Genomic DNA, 23,064 nt, shown 5'->3' with positions numbered 1-23,064 from the left:
CTTCCGGCCAACTGCGGACATGATCTTTGTCGGCTCCTGGGCGACGATCGGCGGGTACGAGACCCGCGATCTGGGTCGAGTCCCACCCCGCCAGGAGAGACGTACATGCCCCAACCCCCCAGCCGGCGGCGGTCTCGCCGCCTGCCCCATCCACCCGCGGTAAATCCCCCGGGCGGGCGCGTGGGCGCCCTGATCGTGGCGCTCATGGTGGCCGTTCTGACGGCCGTCACGGTCCCGGCGGCGTCCGCCTCCGGCATCCCGGCCAAGCGCCCCGTACCACACACGAAGGCGACGAGTCCGACGTCCCCGGGACTGCACCCGACGAGCCGGGTCTGCGCCAAGCCGTCCCGGGCGGACGAGATGGCGTGCCAGTCGTTCGTCCGCGACGACGTGGTCGGACCGAAGGGCGTGCAGCCGAAGAGCACGCCGGCCGGATGGGCGCCCGCCGATCTGGTCGGCGCGTACGACCTGCCCGCGACCGGGGCGGGCCAGACGGTCGCGATCGTCGACGCGTTCGACAACCCGAACGCCGAGGCCGACCTGACCGTCTACCGGCAGCAGTACGGGCTGCCGGCGTGCACGACGGCCAACGGCTGCTTCAAGAAGATCGACCAGCGCGGCGGCACCAGCTACCCCGCGCCGGACGCCGGATGGTCCGGGGAGATCGCGCTCGACATCGACATGGTCAGCGCCATCTGCCCGAGCTGCAAGATCCTGCTGGTCGAGGCCGACGACAACAGCATGGACAACCTCGGCACGGCGGTGAACCAGGCGGTCACCCAGGGCGCCAAGTTCGTCTCCAACAGCTACGGCGGCGGTGAGGGCTCCGACGAGGGCCAGGCCGACGACGCCTACTTCAAGCACCCCGGTGTGGTCGTCACGGCCAGCAGCGGCGACGACGGGTACGGCACGAGCTATCCGGCGGCCTCGCCGTACGTGACCTCCGTCGGCGGCACGTCCCTCGTCAAGGACTCCTCCTCGCGCGGCTGGAGCGAGACGACGTGGAGCGGGGCGGGCAGCGGCTGCTCGGCGTACGAGGCCAAGCCGTCGTTCCAGCAGGACACCGGCTGCGCCAAGCGTTCGATCGCCGACGTGTCCGCGGTGGCCGACCCGAACACCGGCGTCGCCGTCTACAACGGCGGCTGGCACGTCTACGGCGGCACGAGCGTGTCCGCGCCGATCATCGCGTCGGTCTACGCGCTGGCCGGCGCGCCGGCGACGGGCTCCTCGCCGAACGCCCTGCCGTACGCGCATCCGGGCGACCTCAACGACGTCACGAGCGGTTCCAACGGCAGCTGCAGCCCCGCCTACCTGTGCACGGCCGGCAGCGGGTACGACGGGCCGACCGGGCTCGGCACGCCGAAGGGCGTCGGGGCGTTCAAGTCCGGGCCGCACGGCATCGTCAGCGGCACGGTGACCGACGGGACGACCCCGCTGGCCGCCGCGAAGGTCAAGGCGGGCGACGCGACCACCACGACGGACGGCCAGGGCAACTACACCCTCAGCGTGCCGCCCGGGACGTACGACGTGACCGCGAGCAAGTTCGGGTACTCCTCGAAGACCGTGAGCGGCGTCCAGGTCGACGACGGTCAGACGGTGACCGAGAACCTCGCACTGGCCGCGAAGACGCGCGTCAACGTGACCGGTCTCGTCCGGGACGGGTCCGGCCACGGCTGGCCCGTCTACGCGACCGTCCGTGTCAAGGACGAGCCGACCGCTGTCGCCTACACCGATCCGAAGACGGGCCGGTACGCGCTCAGCCTGCCCGCCGACGACACCTACTCGCTCCAGGTCGACCCGCTGTACCCCGGGTACACCTCGGACACCCAGGACGTGAAGGTCGGGTCCGCCGACGCGACGCACGACGTCACCACGGTGGTGGACCAGACGACCTGCAGCGCGCCCGGGTACGGCTACCACTACGCGGGCACGACCGAGGGCTTCGACGGGACGGCCGCCCCGACGGGGTGGACGGTCGACGACAAGGCCGGCAAGGGCCAGACCTGGGTGTTCAACGACCCGGGCGGTCGCGGCAACAAGACCGGCGGCTCCGGCGGGTTCGCGATCGTCGACAGCGACAAGTACGGCGCGGGCAACAGCCAGGACACCTCGCTGATCAGCCCGGTGACCGACTTCACCGGGAAGACGCATCCGATCGTGTCGTTCCGCAGCGACTACTACGGCTACTCCGGCCAGGTCGGCGACGTGGACCTGAGCGTCGACGGCGGCCAGACATGGACGACGGCGTCGCACCACACGACGAGCGTGCGCGGGCCCCGTACGGAGACCGTCGACCTGTCGGCGGCGGCCGGCAAGAGCGCGGTCCAGGTGCGGTTCCACTTCACCGGGAAGTTCGGCTACTGGTGGCAGGTCGACGACGTCTTCCTGGGCGAGCGGACGTGCGACCCGGCCTCCGGCGGTCTCGTCGTCGGCCAGGTCCTCGACCAGAACACCGGGGCGGGTGTGAACGGCGCCAAGGTGACGTCGGCGGACCGGCCGGCGGAGAGCGCGACCTCGGCCGCGACGCCGGACGACCCGAACCTCGGCGACGGCTTCTACTGGCTGTTCTCCTCGGTCACCGGCGGTCATAGGTTCACGGCGTCGGCGAGCGGCTTCTCCACCAAGGACGTCACCGCGAACGTGGCGGCCGGCTGGGCGACGGCAGCGGACTTCTCGCTGGCCGCTCCCCGGCTCGCGGTCACGCCGACCGCGCTGACGAAGACGGTCGCGTGGCAGGGCCAGGGCAGCGCGACCCTGACCCTGAAGAACACCGGCTCCGCACCGGTGACCGCCAAGATCGGTGAGCAGCCGGGCGACTACCACCCCGCGGCGCAGGGCGCCCCCCTGCAGAACGTGAAGGGAGACTACGCGCAGGGCCGCTTCCGGCCCGACAAGGCCGCGAAGGCGCGGACCAAGGCCGCGGCCAAGGCCGCCGCGTCGCCGTACGCACCGCCGTGGACGAGCATCGCCGACTACCCGTCGACGATCATGGACAACGCCGTCGTGAACGTCGGCGGCAAGATCTACTCGATCGCCGGCGTCGACTCCTCGTCCGTTCTCAACAAGGCGTACGTCTACGACCCGACCGGGCAGGCGTGGTCGCCGATCGCCGATCTGGGCACCGCGCGGGAGGCCCCGGGCGCGGCGACGGTCGGCGGCAAGCTGTACGTCTTCGGCGGCTGGAGCTCCACCGGCGCGGCGGTCGCCAAGACCGAGATCTACGACCCGGCGACCGGCGCCTGGTCGGCCGGCGCCGACAACCCCAAGCCGTACGCGGGTGCCGGTGTGGGCGTCGTCGGCGGCAAGGTCTACGTCGTGGGCGGCTGCCTGGACACCTGCGGCGCCGACAACGTGCAGGTCTACGATCCGACGGCGAACTCCTGGAGCTCGGCGGCGGCCTACCCGGAGAAGACCGCCTGGCTCGCCTGCGGCGGGCTCGGCGGCAAGCTGTACTGCGCGGGCGGCTCGTCGTCCAGCGTCAGCAGCAAGCACGCGTACGTCTTCGACCCGTCGAGCGGGACCTGGTCGTCCATCGCCGACCTGCCGATCGACCTGTGGGCGATGGGCTACGCGGCGTCCGGCGGCCAGCTGCTGGTGTCCGGCGGCGTGACCAACGGCACCAGCACCCTCACCAACCAGGGCTTCGCCTACCACCCGGACTCCGACTCGTGGACGGCCCTGCCCAATTCCAACAACACCCTCTACCGCGGCGGCGCCGCCTGCGGCCTGTACAAGATCGGAGGTTCCCTCGGCCAGTTCAACGCCGTGAAGAGCGGCGAGACCCTGCCCGGATACGACCAGTGCACCGCGGCGGGGGCCGACGTCCCGTGGCTGTCGGAGGACACCACCGAGGTGACGATCCAGCCGGGCAAGAGCGCCAAGGTCACGGTGAAGTTCGACGCGAACGTCGCCGCGATCACCCAGCCGGGGACGTTCACCGCGCAGCTGACGGTGGACGCCAAGACGCCGTACGGCGTGGCGCCCGTGCCGGTCACGCTCGCGGTGAAGCCGCCGTCGACCTGGGGGAAGATCACCGGGACGGTGACGGGCGCCGGATGCACCGGCGCGGCGGCGCCGCTGGCCGGGGCGACGGTACAGATCGACAGCTGGACGGCGAGCTACACGCTCAAGACCGATAAGAACGGTCAGTACGTGCTGTGGCTCGACGTCCGCAACAACCCGCTCACCCTGATCGCGGCCAAGGACGGCTGGGCGCCACAGACCAGATCCGTCAAGATCGTGAAGCTCGCGTCGACCACGGCCGACTTCGCGCTCAAGCCGGACCACACCTGTAGTTGACGTAGTCGACGTAGTCGACGGCTCGTGCGGGCCGCGGGACATCGCTCCCGCGGCCCGCGCGGCTCCATGTGGGGCCTACGGGGGCCGTCCAGATCGTTACGAGTCTCTGACCGCGTGTAACTCCCCGGTTAAATCACCCTGGCCGAGCAGTGGTGATTATCACGGTTCATCCGGAAACCTCCCTAAAAACCGCTGGCCAGCGCGCAACCGACCACGAAATGCGGCCTCCCCATCACGCAGGGTTCCGGGTTAGGCTGACCCCGGTCGAATTCAGTCAGAACTCGAGTCGGGGGGACGTCGTGTTCAGGGCGCGCGCAGGTTGGATCGCAGCGGTGCTGCTGATCGCCCTGGCGTTCCTCGGCGGCCCCGACCTGCTGACCGACCACTCCCATACCCCGATGGCGGCGACCACCGCCGCCGCAGAGCGCGACCACCGGGCGGGCGAGGAGCTCGACACCCCCGATTCGGCGATCGAGCACCTGACGCTCACCCGCCGGCGGGTGCCGGGGCTCCCGCCCACCTCTCAGGACGACCGCGCCGCCGCACCGATCGGACAGGTCGGCCTCGCCGCCGACCTGGCATCCGGATTCGCCGGTCCGATCAGGGACGGCCACGCGGAGCGTCAACCGTCCGCGTCCTCCCCCGAGTCGCTGCAGGTATTCCGCTGCTGATCCACGTCCAGCGCGGCTGACCGCCCGACGTTTCCCTTTTCTCCGCTGATTTCTCCGCAGACGGCGTGACTCTCGCGCCGCCTGGTTGACGCCTGCCCGCGATGGCCCAGCGCCGTGCCTCGCGCGCCAGGTGCTCTTCGAACCTTCCCTGACATCGGTTCCGACGACCCGAAGAAAGGCTGTGCCCATGCAGTCGCTGATCGACAATGCCCGCCTGTTCCCGAAGCGAGCGGCCGACCGGCGTACGGATCTCGGTCGCCTCGCCGAGGGCCAACGCCCTGAGGCGCTGTTCATCACCTGCTCCGACTCGCGCGTGGTGCCCACACTGATCACCGGCTCCGGCCCGGGCGAGCTCTTCGAACTCCGCACCGCCGGGAACATCGTTCCCGTCCACCACCCCGAGCGGGTGACCGCCGAGGCCGCCACCATCGAGTACGCCGTCGAGGTCCTCGAGGTGGCCAACATCATCGTCTGCGGGCACTCCCACTGCGGGGCCGTGGGCGCGCTCCTGAGCGCCGGCGACCTGACCGCCATCCCCTCCGTCCAGCGCTGGCTCGCCGACACCGAGCCGCACGACCCGGTCCGGGACGCGATGACCGAGGCCGACGGCGCGTCCATCACCTCCGCCGTACAGCGGCACGTCCTGACCCAGCTGGACCGGCTCCGCACCCACCCGAGCGTCACCGCCCGGGTGGACGAGGGGCGGCTCGCGCTGCACGCCTGGTTCTACGCCATCGACACCGGCGTGGTCAGCGCCCACCGCCCGCAGACCGGCACCTTCCCGCCGCTCTGATCCCCCCGACCCTGAAACGAGGTGCCCATGGGACTGCCCTTCTCCCGGCCTGAGGCCATGCGACAGGACTTCCTCTCGTCGATCGTCGTCTTCCTCGTCGCACTGCCGCTGTGCATCGGCGTCGCCGTCGCCTCCGGTGTCCCGGCCGAGCTCGGCCTGATCACCGGCATCGTCGGCGGCCTGATCGCCGGCGCCCTGCCGGGCAGCAGCCTCCAGGTCAGCGGCCCCGCCGCCGGCCTCACCGTTCTCGTGTACGAGGCCGTGCAGGAGTACGGCCTGCGGACCCTCGGGGCGATCGTCATCGCCGCCGGCCTGATCCAACTCGGAATGGGGCTGCTACGGCTCGGCCGCTGGTTCCGCGCGATCTCCATCTCGGTCGTGCACGGCATGCTCGCCGGCATCGGCCTCGTCCTCGTCACCGGGCAGGTGCACAGCCTGTTCGACAACAAGTCGCCCGGTGCCGCGATGGCCAACGTCGCCGGGCTGCCCGGCCTGCTCACCGAGTCGGCCACCGAACCGGCCGCCCTCGCCGCCGGCGCGATCGGGATCGGGACGATCGTCGTGCTCGTCGGCTGGAAGCGCGTGCCGAAGCGCCTGCAGGTGGTCCCGGGCGCTCTCGTGGCGGTCGCGCTGGCGACGCTGGCCACGATCGCGTTCGACCTGCCGGTCAAGCGCATCGAGGTCAAGGGCCTCCTCGGCTCGATCCAGCCGCCGGGCCTGTCCGAGCTCGGCGGGCTGGCGTCGGTCGGCGTCATCGGCACCGTGGTGGCGTTCGCGCTGATCGCCTCGGCGGAGAGCCTGTTCAGCGCGGCGGCCGTCGATCGGATGCACCACGGTCCCCGGACCGACTACGACCGGGAGCTCATGGCGCAGGGCGTCGGCAACACCATCTGTGGCCTGCTCGGGGCCCTGCCGATGACCGCCGTCATCGTGCGGAGCGCCGCGAACGTGCAGGCCGGCGCCCGGACGAAGGCGTCGCGGATCCTGCACGGAGTATGGCTCCTGGCCTTCACCGCCGCCTTTCCGGTGGCGCTCGGGTACATCCCCGTGACCGCCCTGGCCGCCATCCTCGTGCACGCGGGCTGGAAGCTACTGTCGCTGCGGGAGGTCGGCCGGCTCTGGCGGACCGAGCGCGGTGAGGCGGTCGTCCTGACCGGGACCGCGCTGGCGATCGTCGTCACCAACCTGTTCGAGGGCGTCCTCATCGGCCTCCTGCTGGCCGTCGTGAAGACCGCGTGGGACGTGTCCGAGATCCATGTCGACGTCGACGAGGAGGCGGACCGGATCGTGATCCGGCTCAGCGGGAACGCGACGTTCCTCCGCCTGCCGAAGGTGCTCGACACGCTGGAGGCGATCCCGCACGGACGGGCGGTCGAGCTCGACCTGTCCGGCCTGCGCCATCTCGACCACGCCTGCCGTACGGCACTGCAGGCATGGGCGGCGCAGCACGACGGCCGGGACGAGAAGTCCTCCGTACGCATGAAGGAGCCGGCCCTGACCGGCTGACCCGTACCACCGGTCGGGGGCCCGCCGGCGTCGCCGCGCCCCTGACCGGTCTCCGGAGCGAACGTGGCCCCGCCCGGCGGCCTCGAATGCGGCCGCGAATCGGCTCGGCTCTCGGCGAGCGCGAACAGCCGGAGGGCCCAGTTGCCGGCCGCCTCGAGGGCGCGGCGGATCCCGAGCTCTCGCGGGCCGAGGAAGTACGGCCGCGGGCGCACCGCCAGCGTGTACGTCGCCTTGAGCGCGGCCGGAATCTCCCGCATGTAGAGGGCCTCGGTCGCCGGGGCCGCGTACCGGGTGCTGTCGTCGCCGACGCCCCACGTCTCGATGCCGGCCGCGCGGCACAGGGCCATGGCCCGCGGCAGGTGGAAGTTCTGGGTGACGACGATGGCCCGGTCGACGCCGAAGATCCGCTTCGCGCGGGCGCACGAGTCCCAGGTGTCGAAGCCCGCGTAGTCCAGGACGATCCGCGTCTGCGGCACGCCCTCGGCGACCAGGACGTCGCGCATGGCCGACGGCTCGTCGTAGTCCTTCCGGCTGTTGTCCCCGGTGACGAGCAGCACCTTGACCTTGCCCCTCCGATACAGCTCCGCGCCCAGCTTGAGGCGCTCGAGCAGCATCGGGGTCGGCTTGCCGTCGATGACCCCCGCGCCGAGGACCAGTCCCACGGGCACCTGCGGGGCACGCGCCGGGTCAGTCCAGTACCGGCCCGCCTCGGTGTACGACCATGCGGCGGGCAGGAACAGCGCGTACCCGCCGAGCGCGCACAGGACGGACAGCGGCGCCCGGCAGCGCCACACGGCAATCCAGAACCGCCTCATATCCGGATAGATGACCCGGCCGGCGGGCGAGTTCGCGGATGCCCCGAATACCGGCCGGATCCGGTCACACCAGGCGGGCCTGGCCCGTGCCCTCGACGATCTCGCCGAGCACCCAGGCGGGCACGCCGTGCTCAGACGCGGTCCGGAGCGCGGCGTCGGCGTCGGACGCGGCGACGACGGCGGCCATCCCGACGCCCATGTTGAAGGTCTTGTCCATCTCCGCGCGGGGCACCCGGCCGTACGTCTCCAGCAGACCGAAGATCGGCGGTGGCTCCCAGGAGGAGCGCTGGAGGACGGCGTCGCAGCCGGGCGGCAGCGACCGCGCGAGGTTCGCCGCGAGCCCGCCGCCGGTGATGTGCGCGAACGCGTGCACCTCGGACGCGGCGATCAGCGCCAGGCAGTCCTTGGCGTAGATCCGGGTCGGCGTGAGCAGCTCCTCGCCGAGCGACCGGGTCAGCTCGGCCGGGGTCTCCTCCAGTGACAGCCCGGTCTCCCGCAGGATGTGCCGGACCAGGGAGTAGCCGTTGGAGTGGATCCCGGAGGAGGCCAGGCCCAGCACCACGTCACCGGGCCGCACCCGGTGCGGGCCGAGGACCTTCGACGCCTCGACCACGCCCGTGCCCGCCCCGGCCACGTCGAACTCGTCGGGCTCCAGCAGCCCGGGGTGCTCGGCGGTCTCGCCGCCGACCAGGGCACAGCCCGCCAGGGAGCACGCCTCGGCGATGCCGCCGACGATCGCGGCGATCCGCTCGGGGACGACCCGGCCGCAGGCGATGTAGTCGGTCATGAACAGCGGCTCGGCGCCGCAGACGACCAGGTCGTCGATGACCATGCCGACCAGGTCGTGCCCGATCGTGTCGTACACCCCGAGGCGCCGTGCCAGGTCGACCTTGGTGCCGACGCCGTCGGTGGAGGTGGCGAGCAGGGGCCGCTCGAACCGCGTGAGCGCCGAGACGTCGAACAGGCCCGCGAAGCCGCTGACGTCATCGACGACCTCGGGCCGGCGGGACTTCGCGACGCGGGACTTCATCAGCTCGACGGCGCGCTCGCCCGCGGCGATGTCCACCCCGGCCGCGGCGTAGGACGTGGCGGTGGAGTCGTCGGTCACCGGCGGGCCTCTTCGAGCAGGTGCTTGCCGCGGGCGTCCTCGGCGACGTCGATCGGGTAGATGCCGTCGAAGCAGGCCCGGCACAGGCGGCTCTTGTCCTGCTGGGTCGCGGCGATCAGCTCGTCGAGCGAGATGTAGCCGAGCGTGTCGGCGCCGAGGGACTGGCGGATCTCCTCGACCGAGAGGTTGCCGGCGATCAGCTCCGCGCGGGTGGCGAAGTCGATGCCGTAGAAGCACGGCCAGGCCACCGGCGGGCTGGAGATGCGGACGTGCACCTCCTTGGCCCCCGCCTCGCGGAGCATCTTCACGATCGCCCGCTGGGTGTTGCCGCGCACGATCGAGTCGTCGACGACGACCAGACGCTTGCCCGCGATCGCCTCGCGCAGCGGGTTGAGCTTCAGCCGGATGCCGAGCTGCCGGATGGTCTGCGACGGCTGGATGAACGTCCGGCCGACGTAGGAGTTCTTCACGAAGCCCTGGCCGTACGGGATGCCGGACTCCTCGGCGTACCCGATCGCCGCCGGCGTGCCGGACTCGGGCGTCGGGATGACCAGGTCGGCCTCGACCGGGTGCTCGCGGGCGAGCCGGCGGCCGACGTCGACCCGGGTGGCCTGGATGCTGCGCCCGGCGATCGAGGTGTCGGGCCGGGCGACGTAGACGTACTCGAACAGGCAGCCCTTGGGCTCGGCGACGGCGAACCGCGTGGACCGCACGCCCGCCTCGTCGATGGCGATCAGCTCGCCCGGCTCGACCTCGCGGACGAACGTGGCGCCGACGATGTCGAGGGCGGCGGTCTCGCTGGCGACCACCCAGCCGTGCTCGAGGCGGCCGAGCACCAGCGGGCGGATCCCCTGCGGGTCGCGTGCGGCGTACAGGGTGCGTTCGGTCATGAAGACGAGGGAGTAGGCGCCGCGGGCGAGCGGCAGCACCTCCAGCGCGGTCTCCTCGACGCCGCCCTCGCCACCGGCCAGCAGGGCGGTGAGCACCTCGGTGTCAGTGGTGGCGGTCAGCTCCCCGGTGGGGACGCGGGCCGCCAGCTCCGGCGTGTTGATGAGGTTGCCGTTGTGGCCCAGCGCCAGGCTGCCGGACTCGGTCGAGCGGAACGTCGGCTGGGCGTTCTCCCAGACGCTCGATCCGGTCGTGGAGTAGCGGCAGTGGCCGACCGCGATGTGCCCGCGCAGCGTGTTGAGCACGGGCTCTTCGAAGACCTGGGACACCAGGCCCATGTCCTTGAAGACGACGATCCGCGCACCGTCGCTGACCGCGATGCCGGCCGACTCCTGGCCGCGGTGCTGCAGGGCGTACAGGCCGAAGTAGGCGAGCTTGCTGACCTCCTCGTCAGGTGCCCAGACGCCGAAGACCCCGCAGGCGTCCTGGGGGCTTCGATCCCGGGGGTCGAGGTCGTGGCTCAGCCGTCCGTCTCCGCGCGACACATGGCCAGTGTAGGCGGCATTCGCCGAGCTCCCTCAGTCGCGGGTGGCCGACGCCCACTCTGCCGGGCCGGGATCGCCGTTCCGGAAGCCGGGATCGCCGCTCCGGCCGGGGCCATGAGCGGGCGGCGAACGTGGTTCCCTGCGCGTGCTCGGCGTGCCGCGCCGCCTCGCTCGGCGCCGATCCATCACGATGGGTGTTCGGGGGGTGACATGGTGTATCAGCCGGTGCGCGAGGTGCCGCAACGCCGCAGGGGGCTCGGCATCGCCGCGCTCGTCCTCGGCATCGCTGGGCTCCTCACGCTGTGGCTCTGCGGCCTGGGTGTCCTGCCCGCGCTGGCCGGCGTCGTCGTCGGTGTCATCGCGGTGGTCCAGCGGAACGGCCGCGGCATGGCCGTCGCGGGCCTGATCCTGTCGGCGGTGACGCTGGCGCTCGCGATCGCCTTCGCCGTCTGGTTCTACGGCCGGATCGCGCCCTGCTCCGACCAGGCCCGTTACCCCACGAAGCAGGCCCGGGACGAGTGCCTGCAGAAGCGCGTGCCCTTCTTCAAGGCCACACCCCGCCCCTGACCATCGTCGGCCGACGGAGCACCGCGGCGCCGCCGGACGCCGTCTTGACAGGCCTCGTGGGCCGGAGGGAGCATGACGGCGGGCGTTGATCTGCCGCCCAACCTCCTTCGGCCCTCCCCGGCAGGGCCGCTCGGTGGAGGCAAAGGGGATCCCGTCCTCGGATCGCTGGTCATCCGCCCGCCACGGGCTCGTTCGCCGGGGGTCGGGTCGCGTGGTGTCGAGGGCCTGATGACGGCGAACAAGCACTTCAAGCGACGCGTCCGCGAGCGCGCCCGGCGTACGGGCGAGTCCTACACCGCTGCCCTCAGGCACCTTCGACGTCTGGACGCCAAGGAGCAGTCCGTGCAGTGGCAGCGCATCGAGAAACCCGACTTCGGCTACGCGCTCCAAGTCCCCGGGGACTGGCAGGAGCGGGAGCCGAACCTCAAGAACAGCCCGTGGGAGACCGCGCGGTTCGTCGACCCCGATGACCGGAGGCACAGCCTGATCGTCTTCCGTCAGCCCGTACGGCCCGGGCGTTCCGCCACCGAGATCGCCGAGGGCGCGCAGCAGTCGCTCGCCGGGGTCGGCTTCGTCGATTTCGAGATCAGCGACGTGACCGTCGCCGGACGGGCCGGCGCGCGGCTGAACTGCGCGCGCCACGACGCCGGGCGGACGTGGGCGGTGCGCGAGTACTTCGTCGTCCAGGACGGGGTCTCCTTCTGCCTGGGATGCGGGTCATCCGCCCCGGACGAGGACGATCCGCTTTTCGGGGTGCTCGCCGAGCGACTGGAACTGCTCGAGCTCGGCTGATCCCGGGCCGGCGGGCGAGCCCCGCCGGCCCTCTTATCGATCATTCGCCGAATACGGCGTAACAGGTAGATGGGCGGACAGATCCGCCCGTGCTCCGCTCGCCGTGATCCGGTCGGTGGCGTCCGCCCAGGCGAGCCGGCCGGTCGCGAGCAGGATCCACGTCTTCGGATCGGTCTCGATGACGTTCGGTGGGGTGCCGCGGGTGTGGCGCGGGCCCTCGACGCACTGCACCGCTGCGTATGGGGGCACGCGCACCTCCACCGAGCGCCCCGGCGCCTCCCCGGCGAGCCGGTCCAGCAGCAGTTTCACGGCCAGGCGTGCGGCCGCGCGCTCGGGTTCGGCGCCGGCGGCGTACGCGGTCACGACCGCGTCGATGAGGGCGTCGGCGAGGCGGGCCGCCGGGCCCGCGTAGGGCTCCTCGCCGAGCGCGGCGAATTGGTCGTCGAGGGCGGCGCGCAGCCGCTCGGGTGTGGGTCGGGCCATGGCAGGACCGACGTTACCGGGCAAAAACAGCGGCCGCTGGCCCACAGGACACGCTAGATTGCCCTAGTCCCCCATATGCCACTAAAGACCACTTGCCACACCTGTACTGTCTTGTGGTTGTTTGGTTACTCCGCAGCCGGTGCCCCCCTCCCGGCCCGCGCCCCCCACTCGAAGGAGAGCCCCCACGTGAGGGTCCGAGCCAGAAGACTCGTGATCGCGTCCTCCGCCGTCGCGCTCACGGCAGCAGCCGTCCCCGCCTACGCCGCCATCACCGCGCCCACCGCCCACGTCGCGGTCGCCTCCGCCTCCACCTCCGCCGAGGCCGTGCCCGGGCAGTACATCGTGACGCTGAAGCACACCGGCGCCCGCCTGTCGAAGCTCACCGGCGTGCGCCGCCTCCTCGACTTCGGTGACGGCTTCGCCGCGAAGCTGACGCCGTCGGAGCTCAAGAAGGTGCAGAGCGACCCGAACGTCGCCGCCATCGAGCAGGACCAGGTCTTCAAGATCAACACGACCCAGAAGAACGTCAACTGGGGTCCGGACCGAATCGACCAGCACAAGCTCCCGCTCTCGCACACGTACACCTACAAGCACACCGGTTCCGGCGTCGACGCCTACGTGATCGACACCGGCATCGACACCTCGCTCAGCCAGTTCCAGGGCCGGGCGAACACCGTGTACGGCAAGAAGGACTGCAACGGCCACGGCACCCACGTGGCCGGCATCATCGGGTCGAAGACGTACGGCGTCGCCAAGGGCGTCCGCCTGCACGGCGTCCAGGTCCTGGACTGCGACGGCCGCGGCCAGACCTCCGACGTCATCGCGGGCATCAACTGGGTGATCAAGCACCACGGTGCCAAGTCGGTCGCCAACCTGTCCCTGGGCGGCGGCAAGTCCACCGCGCTGAACAACGCGGTCACCAAGCTGTCGAAGGCCGGGGTGTTCGTCGCCGTCGCCGCGGGCAACGGCGACGAGAACGGCAACCCGCTGAACGCCTGCAACACCTCGCCGGCCAGCGCGGCGAGCGTCGAGGCCGTCGGGGCCAGCACGTCGGCCGACAACCGCACCTCGTGGAGCAACTACGGCAAGTGCGTGGACATCTACGCGCCCGGTAGCAACATCAAGTCGACCTACCTCGGCGGCACGGCGGTCCTCAGCGGCACGTCGATGGCCACGCCGTTCGTGGCCGGTGTCGCGGCGCTCTACAAGTCGACGTACGGCCAGAAGTCGTTCGGCACGGTCCAGTCGTGGCTCACCTCGCACGCGACCCTGAACGCCATCAAGAACAACAAGCCGAACACCCCCAACCGGCTGCTCTACAAGAGCTCTCTCTGAGCTCCTGAGCCGAGAGGCCGCCGCCCGCGCCGGGCGGCGGCCTCTTTTGCGTTCTCCGCCAGGTCGGCGGTGCACCGATACTGGACGAATGGATCAGAGCATCGGTGAGTTCCTCCGCTCGCGGCGTGCCCGCATCCAGCCCGGCGACGTGGGACTGCCCGAGTACGGCCGCCGGCGGGTGCCCGGCCTGCGCCGCGAGGAGCTGGCGCAGCTCGCCGGTGTCAGCGTCGACTACTACGTACGCCTGGAACAGGGACGCAGTCCGAGCGTGTCCGACGCCGTGCTCGACGCGATCGCCCGCGCACTGCGCCTCGACGGGACCGAGAGTGCCCATCTCCGCAACCTGGCGCGCCCCGGCAGGACGACGCGCATGGCGGAGCGGCCACAGCGCGTACGGCCCGGGCTGCTCCGGATGCTGGAGATGATGCGGGACGTTCCAGCCTTCATCCTCGGCCGCCGGATGGACGTCCTCGCCTGGAACCCGCTTGCCGACGCCGTGACCGGGTTCTCCGGCATGGATCGGCCCAACGCGGCTCGGCACGCCTTCCTGTACCCGGCGGGCCGTGCCCTGTACCCCGAATGGGAGGGCGTCGCGGCGGAGACCGTCGCGTACCTGCGCCTCGACGCGGGCCGGCACCCGGGAGACGCGCTGATGGCCGACCTCGTCGAGGAGCTCTCGGCGGGAAGCGAGGAGTTCCGCCGCCTCTGGGCCGGTCAGGACGTCGTGGAGAAGACGCACGGCCGGAAGCTGATCCGTCATCCGCGAGTCGGCGAGCTGGAGTTCCGCTTCGAGACCTTCGCGCCTCCCGGCGACGAGGATCAGCTGCTCGTCGCCTACACCGTGGCGGCCGGCTCGCCCGCCGAGGAGCGGCTGAGGCTGCTGGCCGCCGACCATGCCTCCGGCGCTCCCGCGTACGTCCTGACCTGAGCAGCACGGGTGATCCCCGGCGCTCACAGGAGCGCCGGGGATCGGAAGGTCACCTCAGGCGGCCGGCTCCAGCAGCGGCTCGGTCCCCACGGGGGCCTGACGGCGGGTGCGCAGGGTGTAGAGGCTGAGGGGGACGCCAACGGCGACGATCGCGGCGCCGACCAGGATGGCGAGTTGGTAGCCCGACAGGAAGGCGTGGACCGGCGTGGAGCCGCTGTGCAGGACCGCGGACTGGCGTGAGGTCAGGATCGCGCCGATGATCGTGACGCCGAGCAGGCCGGAGACCTCGCGGGAGGCGTTGAGCACACCGGAGGCGGCACCGGCCCGCGCGGGCGGGAGCACCCCGATGATCGCGTCGGTCAGCGGCATCATCGTGAAGCCGGAACCGATGCCGAAGGCCACGAACGCGGGCAGCAGGTCCATGAAGCTGCCGCCCTCGCCGACGAACGAGACCATGACCATTCCGACGACGTTGAGGGCGAGGCCCGCCGCGACGGTGAGGTTCGTGCCGAGGCGCCGCGCGACCGTCCCGGCGAACGGCGCGACCACGATCATCATCAGGGCCATCGGGATGATGGACGCTCCCGCCTTGGTCGGGGAGAACCCCAGGATGTTCTGCAGGTACATGGCCGTGAAGAGGTAGACGCCCATCACGCCGAAGCCCCACAGGACCATCGCGCCGAGGCCGCCGCTGAAGACGCGCTCCCGGAACATCGACAGGTCCACCATCGGGTCGTCGGTGCGGGTCTCGGCCGCGATGAACCCCGCCGCCGAGACCGCGGCGAGGGCGAAGGCGCCGAGGATCAGGGCCGAGGTCCAGCCCCGGTCGTGGCCCTCGATCAGCGCGTAGGTGAGGGAGAACAGCGCGACCGCGGAGGTCAGCAGGCCCGGAGCGTCGAGGCGGCGGCGTACGGCCTCACCGGTCTCGCGCATCGAGAAGGCGATGATCGCGATCGTCACCACGCCCACGGGGACGTTGATCAGGAAGATCCAGCCCCAGTGCCAGCGCTCGGAGATGAACCCGCCGGTCAGCGGGCCGAGCGCCAGGGCGAGCGCGCCGACCGCGCTCCACACCCCGACCGCCCTCGTACGCTCGCGCGGGTCGGGGAAGGTCGAGGAGATGATCGCGAGCGTCAACGGCGCCGACGCCGCCGCGCCGACCCCCTGGAGGACCCGGGCGACGATCAGCGTCGTCTCGTTCCCCGCGATCCCGGCCAGGAGTGACGCGGCGGTGAAGACGGTCAGCCCGGCCAGGAACAGCCGACGGCGGCCGTACACGTCGCCGAGTCTGCCGCCGACGAGCATCAGGCCGGAGAAGACCAGGATGTAGCTGCTGACGATCCACTCCAGCCCGGACAGCGTCAGGTGCAGGTCGCGCTGGATGGACGGCAGCGCCACGTTGACGACGTTGTTGTCCAGGTAGGTCATGAAGGTCGCCAGCGCGACCCCGGTCAGGGTCCACCAGCGTCGACGAGATTCCATTCGCCCTGCTCCCGCTCCTATACAGTGTTCTTATACGTCGTACATGTACCTCGTATAGGGAAGCTTGTACGGCGTATAGTTGTCAAGTGGCCGCAGATGAGGAACGGGCTCGCCTGAGCCGGGAGACAGTGGTGGACGGCGCCTTGGCGCTCGCCGACGAGGAGGGCCTCGAGGGGCTGACGATCCGCCGGCTCGCCCAGCGGCTCGGCGTGACGCCGATGGCCCTCTACTGGCATTTCAAGAACAAGGACGAGCTGCACGTCGCGCTCGTCGACCGCGTCTGGTCGCTGGTCGACACGAAGGTCGACCCGGTGGCACCGTGGTACGACCGGCTCCGCGCGTTGATGGCGTCCGCCGTGGGCGTGCTACGCGCGCATCCGAGCGCCGCTCGCCTGCTGATGGGCGCCTGGATCGACGCCCCACACTGCTACGACTCCATGGAGGCGGCGCTGGCCGTCCTCGCGGAGGGCGGATTCAAGCCCGAACCGGCGGCCGCCATCTGCAAGTACGGCCTCCGCACGGCGATCACGCTCGTCGTCGGCGACGTACAGGTCAAGCCCACGATGACGGACGAGGAGATCGCCGAGGTCCATCGCCGCAAGCGCATCATGCTCGAGACGATGTCCCCCGAGCGATACGGCCACGTCATCGCCGCCGCGTCGGCGCTCTCCGCCGGGCAGGACTCCGACGCCGAGATCGCCCTCGGGATCGACATGTTCATCGCCGGCGTCCGGGCCCTGGCCCCGAAGGGCTGACCGCGCCGGCCCTAGGGCGTGTCCGGTGGATCTTGTTCGTAGCGAGCGGCCGTCCAGAGTGTGCCTCGCAAGGCGGAGGAGGGAGGCAGCCTGGTGTTGGCTGCCGACCGACGACAACGCGGCGAGGCGCGCTCTGGACGCCGCGCAGCCGGACGAAGATCCACCGGACACGCCCTAGCCCGGCGCGGTCGCTCGATCAGCCGAACAGGGCGGGCAGGGCGCCCTGGTGCACCTCGCGCAGCTCGCTCAGCGGGATGGAGAACAGGCCCTCCACCTCGAAGGCGTCGCCGCCGACCGTGCCCAGACGGCGCACCGGGACCCCGGCGGCCTCGGCGAGGGCGACGATCCGCTCCTCGTGATCCGGGTAGACGGCCACGACGGCCCGGGCCACGGACTCGCTGAACAGCTCGGTGAACGGGTCGTCCGGCAGACTGACCACGCAGCCGAGCCCGCCGCGCAGGCAGGACTCGACCAGCGACTGCGACAGGCCGCCGTCGGACAGGTCGTGGGCGGCGCTCAGCAGGCCTTCCCGCGCCCCGGTCACGAGCACGGACGCCAGCGCCGCCTCGGCCGCGAGGTCCACGCGCGGCGGCAGCCCGCCCAGGTGCTGGAACACGACGTTCGCCCACTCGGAGCCGCCGAACTCCGGCCGGGTCTCGCCGAGCAGCAGCAGCGTGGTGCCCTCGACGTTGAACGACATCCGCACGCGGCGGTCGACGTCGTCGTGCACGCCCAGGACGCCGATCACCGGGGTGGGGTTGATCGGCGTGCTGCCCGTCTGGTTGTAGAAGCTGACGTTGCCGCCGGTCACCGGGACGCCCAGCGCCTGGCAGGCGTCGGCGAGGCCCTCGACGGCGCGCGCGAACTGCCACATCACGCCCGGGTCCTCCGGCGAGCCGAAGTTGAGGCAGTTGGTGACCGCGAGCGGCCGCGCACCCGTGGTCGCGACGTTGCGGTACGCCTCCGACAGGGCGAGCTGCGCGCCGGCGTACGGGTCGAGCCGGGCGTAGCGGCCGTTGCCGTCGGTGGCCAGCGCGATGCCCTGCGGCCCGTCGCCGATGCGGATCACGCCGGCGTCCTCCGGCATGGCCAGCACGGTGTTGCCGAGCACGAACCGGTCGTACTGCGAGGTGACGAACGTCTTGTCGGCGAGGTTCGGCGAGCCGATGAGCCACAGCACCGTATTGCGCAGGTCCTCGGCGGTGGCCGGGCGCGGCAGGCGGCCCGGGCCGTCGGCCTGCAGCTGCGCCAGGTCGGCCGGCACCTCGTACGGCCGCTCGTACACCGGGCCCTCGTCGGCGGCGGTGCCCGGCGGGATGTCGACGATCGTCTCGCCGTGCCAGGTCATCCGCAGCCGGCCCGTGTCGGTGACCTCACCGATCACGGTGGCGAGGACGTCCCACTTCGCGCAGACCTCGAGGAAGCGCTCGACCTTGGCCGGCTCGACCACGGCCATCATGCGCTCCTGCGACTCGCTCATCAGGATCTCTTCGGGCCGCAGCGTCGCGTCGCGCAGCGGCACCAGGGTCAGGTCGATGTCCATGCCGCCGGTGCCGGCCGCGGCCAGCTCCGTGGTCGCGCAGGACACGCCCGCCGCGCCGAGGTCCTGGATGCCGACGACGAGGTCCTCGGCGAAGATCTCCATGCAGCACTCGGTGACGACCTTCTCCATGAAGGGGTCGCCGACCTGCACCGACGGCCGCTTCTGGTGGGCTGTGCTTCCACCCCCTTGGCTGCGCCCCGCCTCCCCCGGCTCGTCGAAGGTCGCGCTCGCCAGCACGGACGCGCCGCCGATGCCGTCCGGCCCGGTGCGCGCGCCGAACAGGATCACCTTGTTGCCCGGGCCCGGCGCGATCGCCCGCTTGATGTCCTCGGGCTTGAGCACGCCCACGCACAGGGCGTTGACCAGCGGGTTCGCGGCGTAGCAGGGGTCGAAGACGACCTCGCCGCCGATGTTCGGCAGGCCGAGGCAGTTGCCGTAGCCGCCGACGCCGCGGACGACGCCGTCGAGCACCCGCCGCGTGTCCGAGGCCTCGGGCAGGCCGAAGCGCAGGGAGTCCATGACCGCGACCGGCCGGGCGCCCATCGAGATGATGTCGCGGACGATGCCGCCGACGCCGGTGGCCGCACCCTGGTACGGCTCGACGTACGACGGGTGGTTGTGCGACTCGATCTTGAAGGTGACGGCCCAGCCGTTGCCGACGTCGACGACCCCGGCGTTCTCCCCCATGCCGACGAGCAGCGCGTCGCTCTGGGGCGCCTTGTCGGCGAACTGCCGCAGGTGGACCCGCGAGCTCTTGTACGAGCAGTGCTCGCTCCACATGACCGAGTAGATGGCCAGCTCGGCGGAGGTGGGCCGCCGGCCCAGGATCTCCCGCACGCGGGCGAACTCGTCGCCCTTCAGGCCGAGCTCGGCGTACGGCAGTTCGCGCTCGGGCGTCCGCTCCGCACGGTCGACGGTGTCCACCTCGACCGGCGGCGCAGCGGGCTCCGGGGCCGACAGGTCGGGGTTCGCCCCCGACGCGCCGACGTCGGCCTGCTCGTTGACGGACGTGTGGGCCTGCTCACTCACTGGTGCACCAACTTCTTGAGGACAGAGGTGAAGAAGCCGAGCCCCTCGGTGGAGGTGCCGGTCAGCGCCTCGACGGCGTGCTCGGGGTGGGGCATCAGACCGACGACGTTGCCCGCCTCGTTGCAGATGCCGGCGATGTCCCGCAGGGAGCCGTTGGGGTTGACGTCGACGTAACGGGCGACGACCCGGCCGGCGGACTCCAGCTCGTCGAGGGTGGCCTCGTCGGCGACGTAGCAGCCGTCCATGTTCTTGACCGGGATGACGACCTCCTGGCCCTGCTCGTAATCGGCGGTCCAGGCGCTGTCGGCGTTCTCGATGCGCAGGCGCTGGGCGCGGCACACGAAGTGCAGGCCGGCGTTGCGGGTCAGCGCGCCCGGCAGCAGGTGCGACTCGCACAGCACCTGGAAGCCGTTGCAGATGCCGAGCACCGGAAGGCCGTCGCCGGCGGCCGCGACGAGCTTGTCCATGAGCGGCGCGAACCGGGCGATGGCGCCGGCGCGGAGGTAGTCGCCGTAGGAGAAGCCGCCGGGAAGGACGACGGCGTCGACACCGAGGAGATCGGCCTCGGCGTGCCAGAGGGACACCGGCTCGGCGCCGGCGATGCGGACCGCGCGTGCGGCGTCCCGGTCGTCCAGCGAACCGGGAAAGGTGATGACGCCCACACGGGCTGACATGGGCACACTCCGATCAAGGAACGGTCGGGACGTGCCCCAGCTTATCCGGGGTCTACCCTGCGGTTTTCAACAGCTCGGGCTCCAGGAGGCGCATGGGGGACTCCGCCTGCCAGCTCAGTCTCTTCTGGAGGTAGACGACGGTGCCGGCGTCGGGGCGACTGTCGAAGGTGACGTCGTCGACGAGTGCCTGCATGATCTTGATCCCGCGCCCGGACTCCGAATCGGGCCCCGCGCCTTTCTGGTCGTCGCTTTGGAAGCCGTGACCCGTGTCGGTGACCTTCAGCACGCAGTGGTCACCGGCGATACTGGCGATCACTTCATAGTGGGTCGCCGAATCGACGTGCTGCACGACATTGGTGCAGGCTTCGGATGTGGCCACGAGAAGGTCGGCAATACAGGCTTCCGAAACCCCCAATCCGCGCAGCGTATCGCCCAGGACCCGTCGGATCACCGGGATGCTGAGAGTCTCACGCGGCAAGTCGAGTGAGAACTTCATATCCACCGGACACCTCATGTGTCGTCCTGACCCCTGACCTGGGGTCGACCCCGTCTGCTGATTCTTTCAACGAAGCTAAGGCTTCCCCGGTGGAAACTGGCGTAATCGCGGGACCGAGCTAACTTTAGGCGACTATTCTGCGCGGAGTTCGAACGTCTCGATGACGGGGTTGGCCAGCAACGTCTCAGCCATCTTCCGGACACGTTCGGTGGCCGCTTCGTCGGCCGGTCCTTCAACTTCGATCTCGAACCTCTTACCTTGGCGTACCCCGGTGACGCCCTCGAAACCGAGCCGTGGCAACGCCCGGGCGACGGCCTGGCCCTGGGAATCGAGAATTTCCGGCTTCAACATGACGTCGACGATGAAACGCGCCATGGCAACCCCCTCTGATCTGCAGCTACGGCACCGAAGCGTACGGCAACGCCACTGTGTCGGTGACGCGAACCCTCGCCCGATGGGATCGTAAGGGCCGATCCCCCGCCCCCCGAGGAGTCGCATGCGCGCCGAGGAACTCACCGAGCCGGAATCCGCTCTCTGGGAGGCATTCCCCGCGGCGCGGACGGTCGACCTCGGCGGCCAGGGCGAGGTGCGCGCCGAAGTGATCGCGGCCCTGCTGCTCGGCGCGCGACCGCCCGAGCCAGGACGGGTCCCGGCGGTCCGGCTGACAGGCGCCCGGATCACGGGGCTCCTCGACCTGTCCTTCGCCGACGTCCCGTACGCCGCCCTCCTGCGCGACTGCGAGTTCACCGAGGCGCCCACCCTTTACGGCGCGCGCATGCGACAGGTGAATCTCATCGGCTCGCGATTGCCGGGTCTCCAGGCGTCCGATGCCCACATCGACGGCCTGCTCTGGCTGAAAGACTGCCGCTTCGACGGCCCGGTGACGCTCGTCGGCACCAAGGTCAACGGCGCGCTGTCGCTGAGTTCGGCGCGGATCGACGGCGCGGAGCCGCTCCGCGCGGACGACCTGACGGTGTCCCGTGACCTGGTCGCGGACCAGATGCGGGCCTCAGGGGAGGTCCTCCTCCGCGGCATCCGGGTGCAGGGCACCGTCAACCTCGACGGCGCCCAGCTGTCCTGTCCGGGCGGCATCGCGCTGAATCTGGACCGGGCCCGGGTGGAGGGCGCCGTCCAGGTCGGAGACGGCCTGCGCGCCGAGGGGACGGTCAGCCTGCGCTCGGCCGTGATCGGCGGCATGCTCGATCTGAACGGCGCGGAGCTGGTCAATCCCTCGGGCATGGCCCTGCGCGGGCACCTGGTCACCGTCGGGAGCAGCCTGCGCGCCTCGAAGGGCTTCCGGGCGCAAGGGCAGATCTACCTCGACGCCGCCCACGTGAACGGCTCGATCGTCTTCGACGGGGCGCACCTGTCCAACCCGGGCGGCATCGCACTGGGTGCCTCCCGGGTGGAGATCACCGGCGGCCTGTTCGGTAAGTACGGGTTCGTCGCCGATGGCGCCGTCCATCTGGTCGACACCCGGGTCGGAGCCAGCGTCGACTTCTCCGGCGCCCGCCTCACCGCGCCGGGGACTCGGGCGCTCAAGGCGCACGGGATCAACGTCGCCGGCGTGGTCGACTGCTGCGACGGCTTCACCGCCGAGGGCCGGGTCTCGTTCACCGGCGCGAGGATCGGCGGTGACCTGTGCTTCGACGACGCGACGATCAGCGCTCCCAGGGAGGCCGCCATCAGCTGCCGGCAGCTGCGCGCCGCCACGCTGCGACTCAGGACGCGCGGTGTGGACGGCGCGGTCGACGTACGGCACGCGCGCGTCGAGGTGCTCCGCGACGCTCCGACGGGCTGGCCGCCGGGCACCCGGCTCGAGGGCTTCACCTACGAGGCGATCGAGGAGCCCGGCACGGGCACCGACCGGCTCGGCTGGCTGGACGGCGCCGACGGGTACCAGCCGCAGCCGTACGAGCATCTCGCGGGCGTCTACCGGCGGCTCGGGCAGGACGCCGACGCCCGTACGGTGCAGCTCGCCCGGCAGCGCCGCCGACGGCGTACGCTGCCGCGCTGGCTCGCCGTCTGGGGCCTCGTGCAGGACTGGACGGTCGGCTACGGCTACCGGCCGCAGCGGGCGGTGCTGTGGCTGGCCGGGCTGCTGGCCGTCGGCGTGGTGGCGTTCGGCGTCCACCACCCGCCGCCGCTGAAGGCGGGCGAGGCGCCGCCGTTCAATCCGTTGCTGTACACGCTCGACCTGTTGCTGCCGGTCATCGGCTTCGGTCAGGAGGACGCCTTCGGGCCGCGCGGCTGGCAGCAGTGGCTGGCCGCAGCGCTCGTCGCGTCGGGCTGGATCCTCGCGACCACCATCGCCGCAGGTGTCTCTCGGGTGCTCTCCCGCCACTAGCGATATAA

The 23,064-nt window shown here is 71.2% G+C and carries 18 protein-coding genes and 1 pseudogene; 10 read left to right on the top strand and 9 right to left on the bottom strand.

Annotation, left to right across the window (positions count from 1 at the left end; translation table 11 throughout):
- Window positions 1–204: 204 nt before the first annotated feature.
- The 4 genes from ACQP2O_RS02275 to ACQP2O_RS02260 all read left to right on the top strand — a co-directional run bounded on the left by ACQP2O_RS02275 (window position 205) and on the right by ACQP2O_RS02260 (window position 7,269).
- Window positions 205–4,299, top strand: a complete 4,095-nt coding sequence (locus tag ACQP2O_RS02275; RefSeq protein WP_433179519.1) for a carboxypeptidase regulatory-like domain-containing protein — start codon at window positions 205–207, stop codon at window positions 4,297–4,299.
- 332 nt (window positions 4,300–4,631) lie between these two features.
- The gene (locus tag ACQP2O_RS02270) at window positions 4,632–4,970 is read left to right on the top strand and encodes a hypothetical protein (RefSeq protein WP_433179517.1); all 339 of its coding nucleotides are present in this window, start codon (window positions 4,632–4,634) and stop codon (window positions 4,968–4,970) included.
- Between the two features lie 187 nt (window positions 4,971–5,157).
- Window positions 5,158–5,763, top strand: coding sequence for a carbonic anhydrase (locus ACQP2O_RS02265; RefSeq protein WP_433179515.1), 606 nt, complete (start codon window positions 5,158–5,160; stop codon window positions 5,761–5,763).
- Between the two features lie 27 nt (window positions 5,764–5,790).
- Complete coding sequence (locus tag ACQP2O_RS02260) at window positions 5,791–7,269, top strand: SulP family inorganic anion transporter (RefSeq protein ID WP_433179514.1); 1,479 nt, start codon at window positions 5,791–5,793, stop codon at window positions 7,267–7,269.
- A gap of 296 nt (window positions 7,270–7,565) precedes the next feature.
- Here ACQP2O_RS02260 and ACQP2O_RS02255 read toward each other — a convergent pair.
- From ACQP2O_RS02255 to purF, 3 genes and pseudogenes are all read right to left on the bottom strand, one after another.
- Window positions 7,566–8,084 (bottom strand): annotated as a pseudogene (locus ACQP2O_RS02255) (SanA/YdcF family protein); the annotation flags it as partial.
- Between the two features lie 64 nt (window positions 8,085–8,148).
- Window positions 8,149–9,192, bottom strand: coding sequence for a phosphoribosylformylglycinamidine cyclo-ligase (purM, locus tag ACQP2O_RS02250; RefSeq protein WP_433179513.1), 1,044 nt, complete (start codon window positions 9,190–9,192; stop codon window positions 8,149–8,151).
- Complete coding sequence (gene purF / locus ACQP2O_RS02245; RefSeq protein ID WP_433179511.1) at window positions 9,189–10,625, bottom strand: amidophosphoribosyltransferase; 1,437 nt, start codon at window positions 10,623–10,625, stop codon at window positions 9,189–9,191. Before purF ends, purM begins: the two co-directional genes overlap by 4 nt.
- A 210-nt stretch (window positions 10,626–10,835) precedes the next feature.
- Between purF and ACQP2O_RS02240 the strand changes: the two genes are divergently transcribed.
- The gene (locus tag ACQP2O_RS02240) at window positions 10,836–11,192 is read left to right on the top strand and encodes a DUF4190 domain-containing protein (protein WP_433179509.1); all 357 of its coding nucleotides are present in this window, start codon (window positions 10,836–10,838) and stop codon (window positions 11,190–11,192) included.
- Between the two features lie 228 nt (window positions 11,193–11,420).
- Window positions 11,421–11,984 carry a hypothetical protein gene (locus tag ACQP2O_RS02235; protein WP_433179508.1) on the top strand — a complete coding sequence of 188 codons (564 nt, stop codon included), beginning with the start codon at window positions 11,421–11,423 and terminating at the stop codon, window positions 11,982–11,984.
- A 33-nt stretch (window positions 11,985–12,017) separates the two neighbouring features.
- Here ACQP2O_RS02235 and ACQP2O_RS02230 read toward each other — a convergent pair whose 3' ends face one another.
- Entirely contained in the window at window positions 12,018–12,467 is a 450-nt protein-coding gene (locus ACQP2O_RS02230; RefSeq protein WP_433179506.1) for a sterol carrier family protein, read from the bottom strand.
- A 186-nt stretch (window positions 12,468–12,653) separates the two neighbouring features.
- Here ACQP2O_RS02230 and ACQP2O_RS02225 point away from each other — a divergent pair, with 186 nt between their 5' ends.
- Both ACQP2O_RS02225 and ACQP2O_RS02220 read left to right on the top strand, forming a co-directional pair.
- Window positions 12,654–13,802 (top strand): S8 family serine peptidase, encoded by a 1,149-nt coding sequence (locus ACQP2O_RS02225; RefSeq protein WP_433179504.1) that lies wholly within the window; start codon window positions 12,654–12,656, stop codon window positions 13,800–13,802.
- A gap of 88 nt (window positions 13,803–13,890) precedes the next feature.
- On the top strand, window positions 13,891–14,730 hold the full coding sequence (locus ACQP2O_RS02220; protein WP_433179503.1) for a helix-turn-helix transcriptional regulator: 840 nt from the start codon (window positions 13,891–13,893) through the stop codon (window positions 14,728–14,730).
- A gap of 54 nt (window positions 14,731–14,784) precedes the next feature.
- Here ACQP2O_RS02220 and ACQP2O_RS02215 read toward each other — a convergent pair whose 3' ends face one another.
- Window positions 14,785–16,212: an MFS transporter gene (locus tag ACQP2O_RS02215; RefSeq protein WP_433179501.1), complete on the bottom strand. Its 1,428-nt coding sequence runs from the start codon at window positions 16,210–16,212 to the stop codon at window positions 14,785–14,787.
- An 86-nt stretch (window positions 16,213–16,298) separates the two neighbouring features.
- Between ACQP2O_RS02215 and ACQP2O_RS02210 the strand changes: the two genes are divergently transcribed.
- Window positions 16,299–16,967 carry a TetR family transcriptional regulator gene (locus tag ACQP2O_RS02210; RefSeq protein ID WP_433179499.1) on the top strand — a complete coding sequence of 223 codons (669 nt, stop codon included), beginning with the start codon at window positions 16,299–16,301 and terminating at the stop codon, window positions 16,965–16,967.
- A 196-nt stretch (window positions 16,968–17,163) separates the two neighbouring features.
- Here the strand turns inward: ACQP2O_RS02210 and purL are convergent, their stop codons facing one another.
- The 4 genes from purL to purS all read right to left on the bottom strand — a co-directional run bounded on the left by purL (window position 17,164) and on the right by purS (window position 21,084).
- Window positions 17,164–19,434, bottom strand: coding sequence for a phosphoribosylformylglycinamidine synthase subunit PurL (gene purL, locus ACQP2O_RS02205; protein WP_433190910.1), 2,271 nt, complete (start codon window positions 19,432–19,434; stop codon window positions 17,164–17,166).
- Between the two features lie 101 nt (window positions 19,435–19,535).
- Window positions 19,536–20,213 (bottom strand): phosphoribosylformylglycinamidine synthase subunit PurQ, encoded by a 678-nt coding sequence (gene purQ / locus ACQP2O_RS02200; RefSeq protein WP_433179497.1) that lies wholly within the window; start codon window positions 20,211–20,213, stop codon window positions 19,536–19,538.
- 52 nt (window positions 20,214–20,265) lie between these two features.
- Complete coding sequence (locus ACQP2O_RS02195) at window positions 20,266–20,709, bottom strand: ATP-binding protein (protein WP_433179496.1); 444 nt, start codon at window positions 20,707–20,709, stop codon at window positions 20,266–20,268.
- Window positions 20,710–20,841: 132 nt separating this feature from the next.
- Complete coding sequence (purS, locus tag ACQP2O_RS02190; protein WP_252845398.1) at window positions 20,842–21,084, bottom strand: phosphoribosylformylglycinamidine synthase subunit PurS; 243 nt, start codon at window positions 21,082–21,084, stop codon at window positions 20,842–20,844.
- Between the two features lie 121 nt (window positions 21,085–21,205).
- Between purS and ACQP2O_RS02185 the strand changes: the two genes are divergently transcribed.
- A complete protein-coding gene (locus ACQP2O_RS02185) occupies window positions 21,206–23,056 on the top strand; it encodes a hypothetical protein (protein WP_433179495.1) in 1,851 nt (616 codons plus the stop codon).
- Window positions 23,057–23,064 lie beyond the last annotated feature (8 nt).

This window comes from Actinoallomurus sp. CA-150999 (genome assembly GCF_050942425.1).
GTDB lineage: Bacteria > Actinomycetota > Actinomycetes > Streptosporangiales > Streptosporangiaceae > Actinoallomurus.
Note: the sequence above shows the minus strand (reverse complement) of the source record. Positions and strands in the feature narration are given on the sequence as shown.

Bases quoted from the DNA above. Each gene is read 5' to 3' on its own strand.
- ACQP2O_RS02275 (WP_433179519.1), top strand. From the start codon at position 205: ATGGTGGCCGTTCTGACGGCCGTCACGGTCCCGGCGGCGTCCGCCTCC.
- ACQP2O_RS02265 (WP_433179515.1), top strand. From the start codon at position 5,158: ATGCAGTCGCTGATCGACAATGCCCGCCTGTTCCCGAAGCGAGCGGCC.
- ACQP2O_RS02260 (WP_433179514.1), top strand. From the start codon at position 5,791: ATGGGACTGCCCTTCTCCCGGCCTGAGGCCATGCGACAGGACTTCCTC.
- ACQP2O_RS02240 (WP_433179509.1), top strand. From the start codon at position 10,836: ATGGTGTATCAGCCGGTGCGCGAGGTGCCGCAACGCCGCAGGGGGCTC.
- ACQP2O_RS02235 (WP_433179508.1), top strand. From the start codon at position 11,421: ATGACGGCGAACAAGCACTTCAAGCGACGCGTCCGCGAGCGCGCCCGG.
- ACQP2O_RS02230 (WP_433179506.1), bottom strand. From the start codon at position 12,467: ATGGCCCGACCCACACCCGAGCGGCTGCGCGCCGCCCTCGACGACCAA.
- ACQP2O_RS02220 (WP_433179503.1), top strand. From the start codon at position 13,891: ATGGATCAGAGCATCGGTGAGTTCCTCCGCTCGCGGCGTGCCCGCATC.
- ACQP2O_RS02215 (WP_433179501.1), bottom strand. From the start codon at position 16,212: ATGGAATCTCGTCGACGCTGGTGGACCCTGACCGGGGTCGCGCTGGCG.
- purQ (WP_433179497.1), bottom strand. From the start codon at position 20,213: ATGTCAGCCCGTGTGGGCGTCATCACCTTTCCCGGTTCGCTGGACGAC.
- ACQP2O_RS02195 (WP_433179496.1), bottom strand. From the start codon at position 20,709: ATGAAGTTCTCACTCGACTTGCCGCGTGAGACTCTCAGCATCCCGGTG.
- purS (WP_252845398.1), bottom strand. From the start codon at position 21,084: ATGGCGCGTTTCATCGTCGACGTCATGTTGAAGCCGGAAATTCTCGAT.
- ACQP2O_RS02185 (WP_433179495.1), top strand. From the start codon at position 21,206: ATGCGCGCCGAGGAACTCACCGAGCCGGAATCCGCTCTCTGGGAGGCA.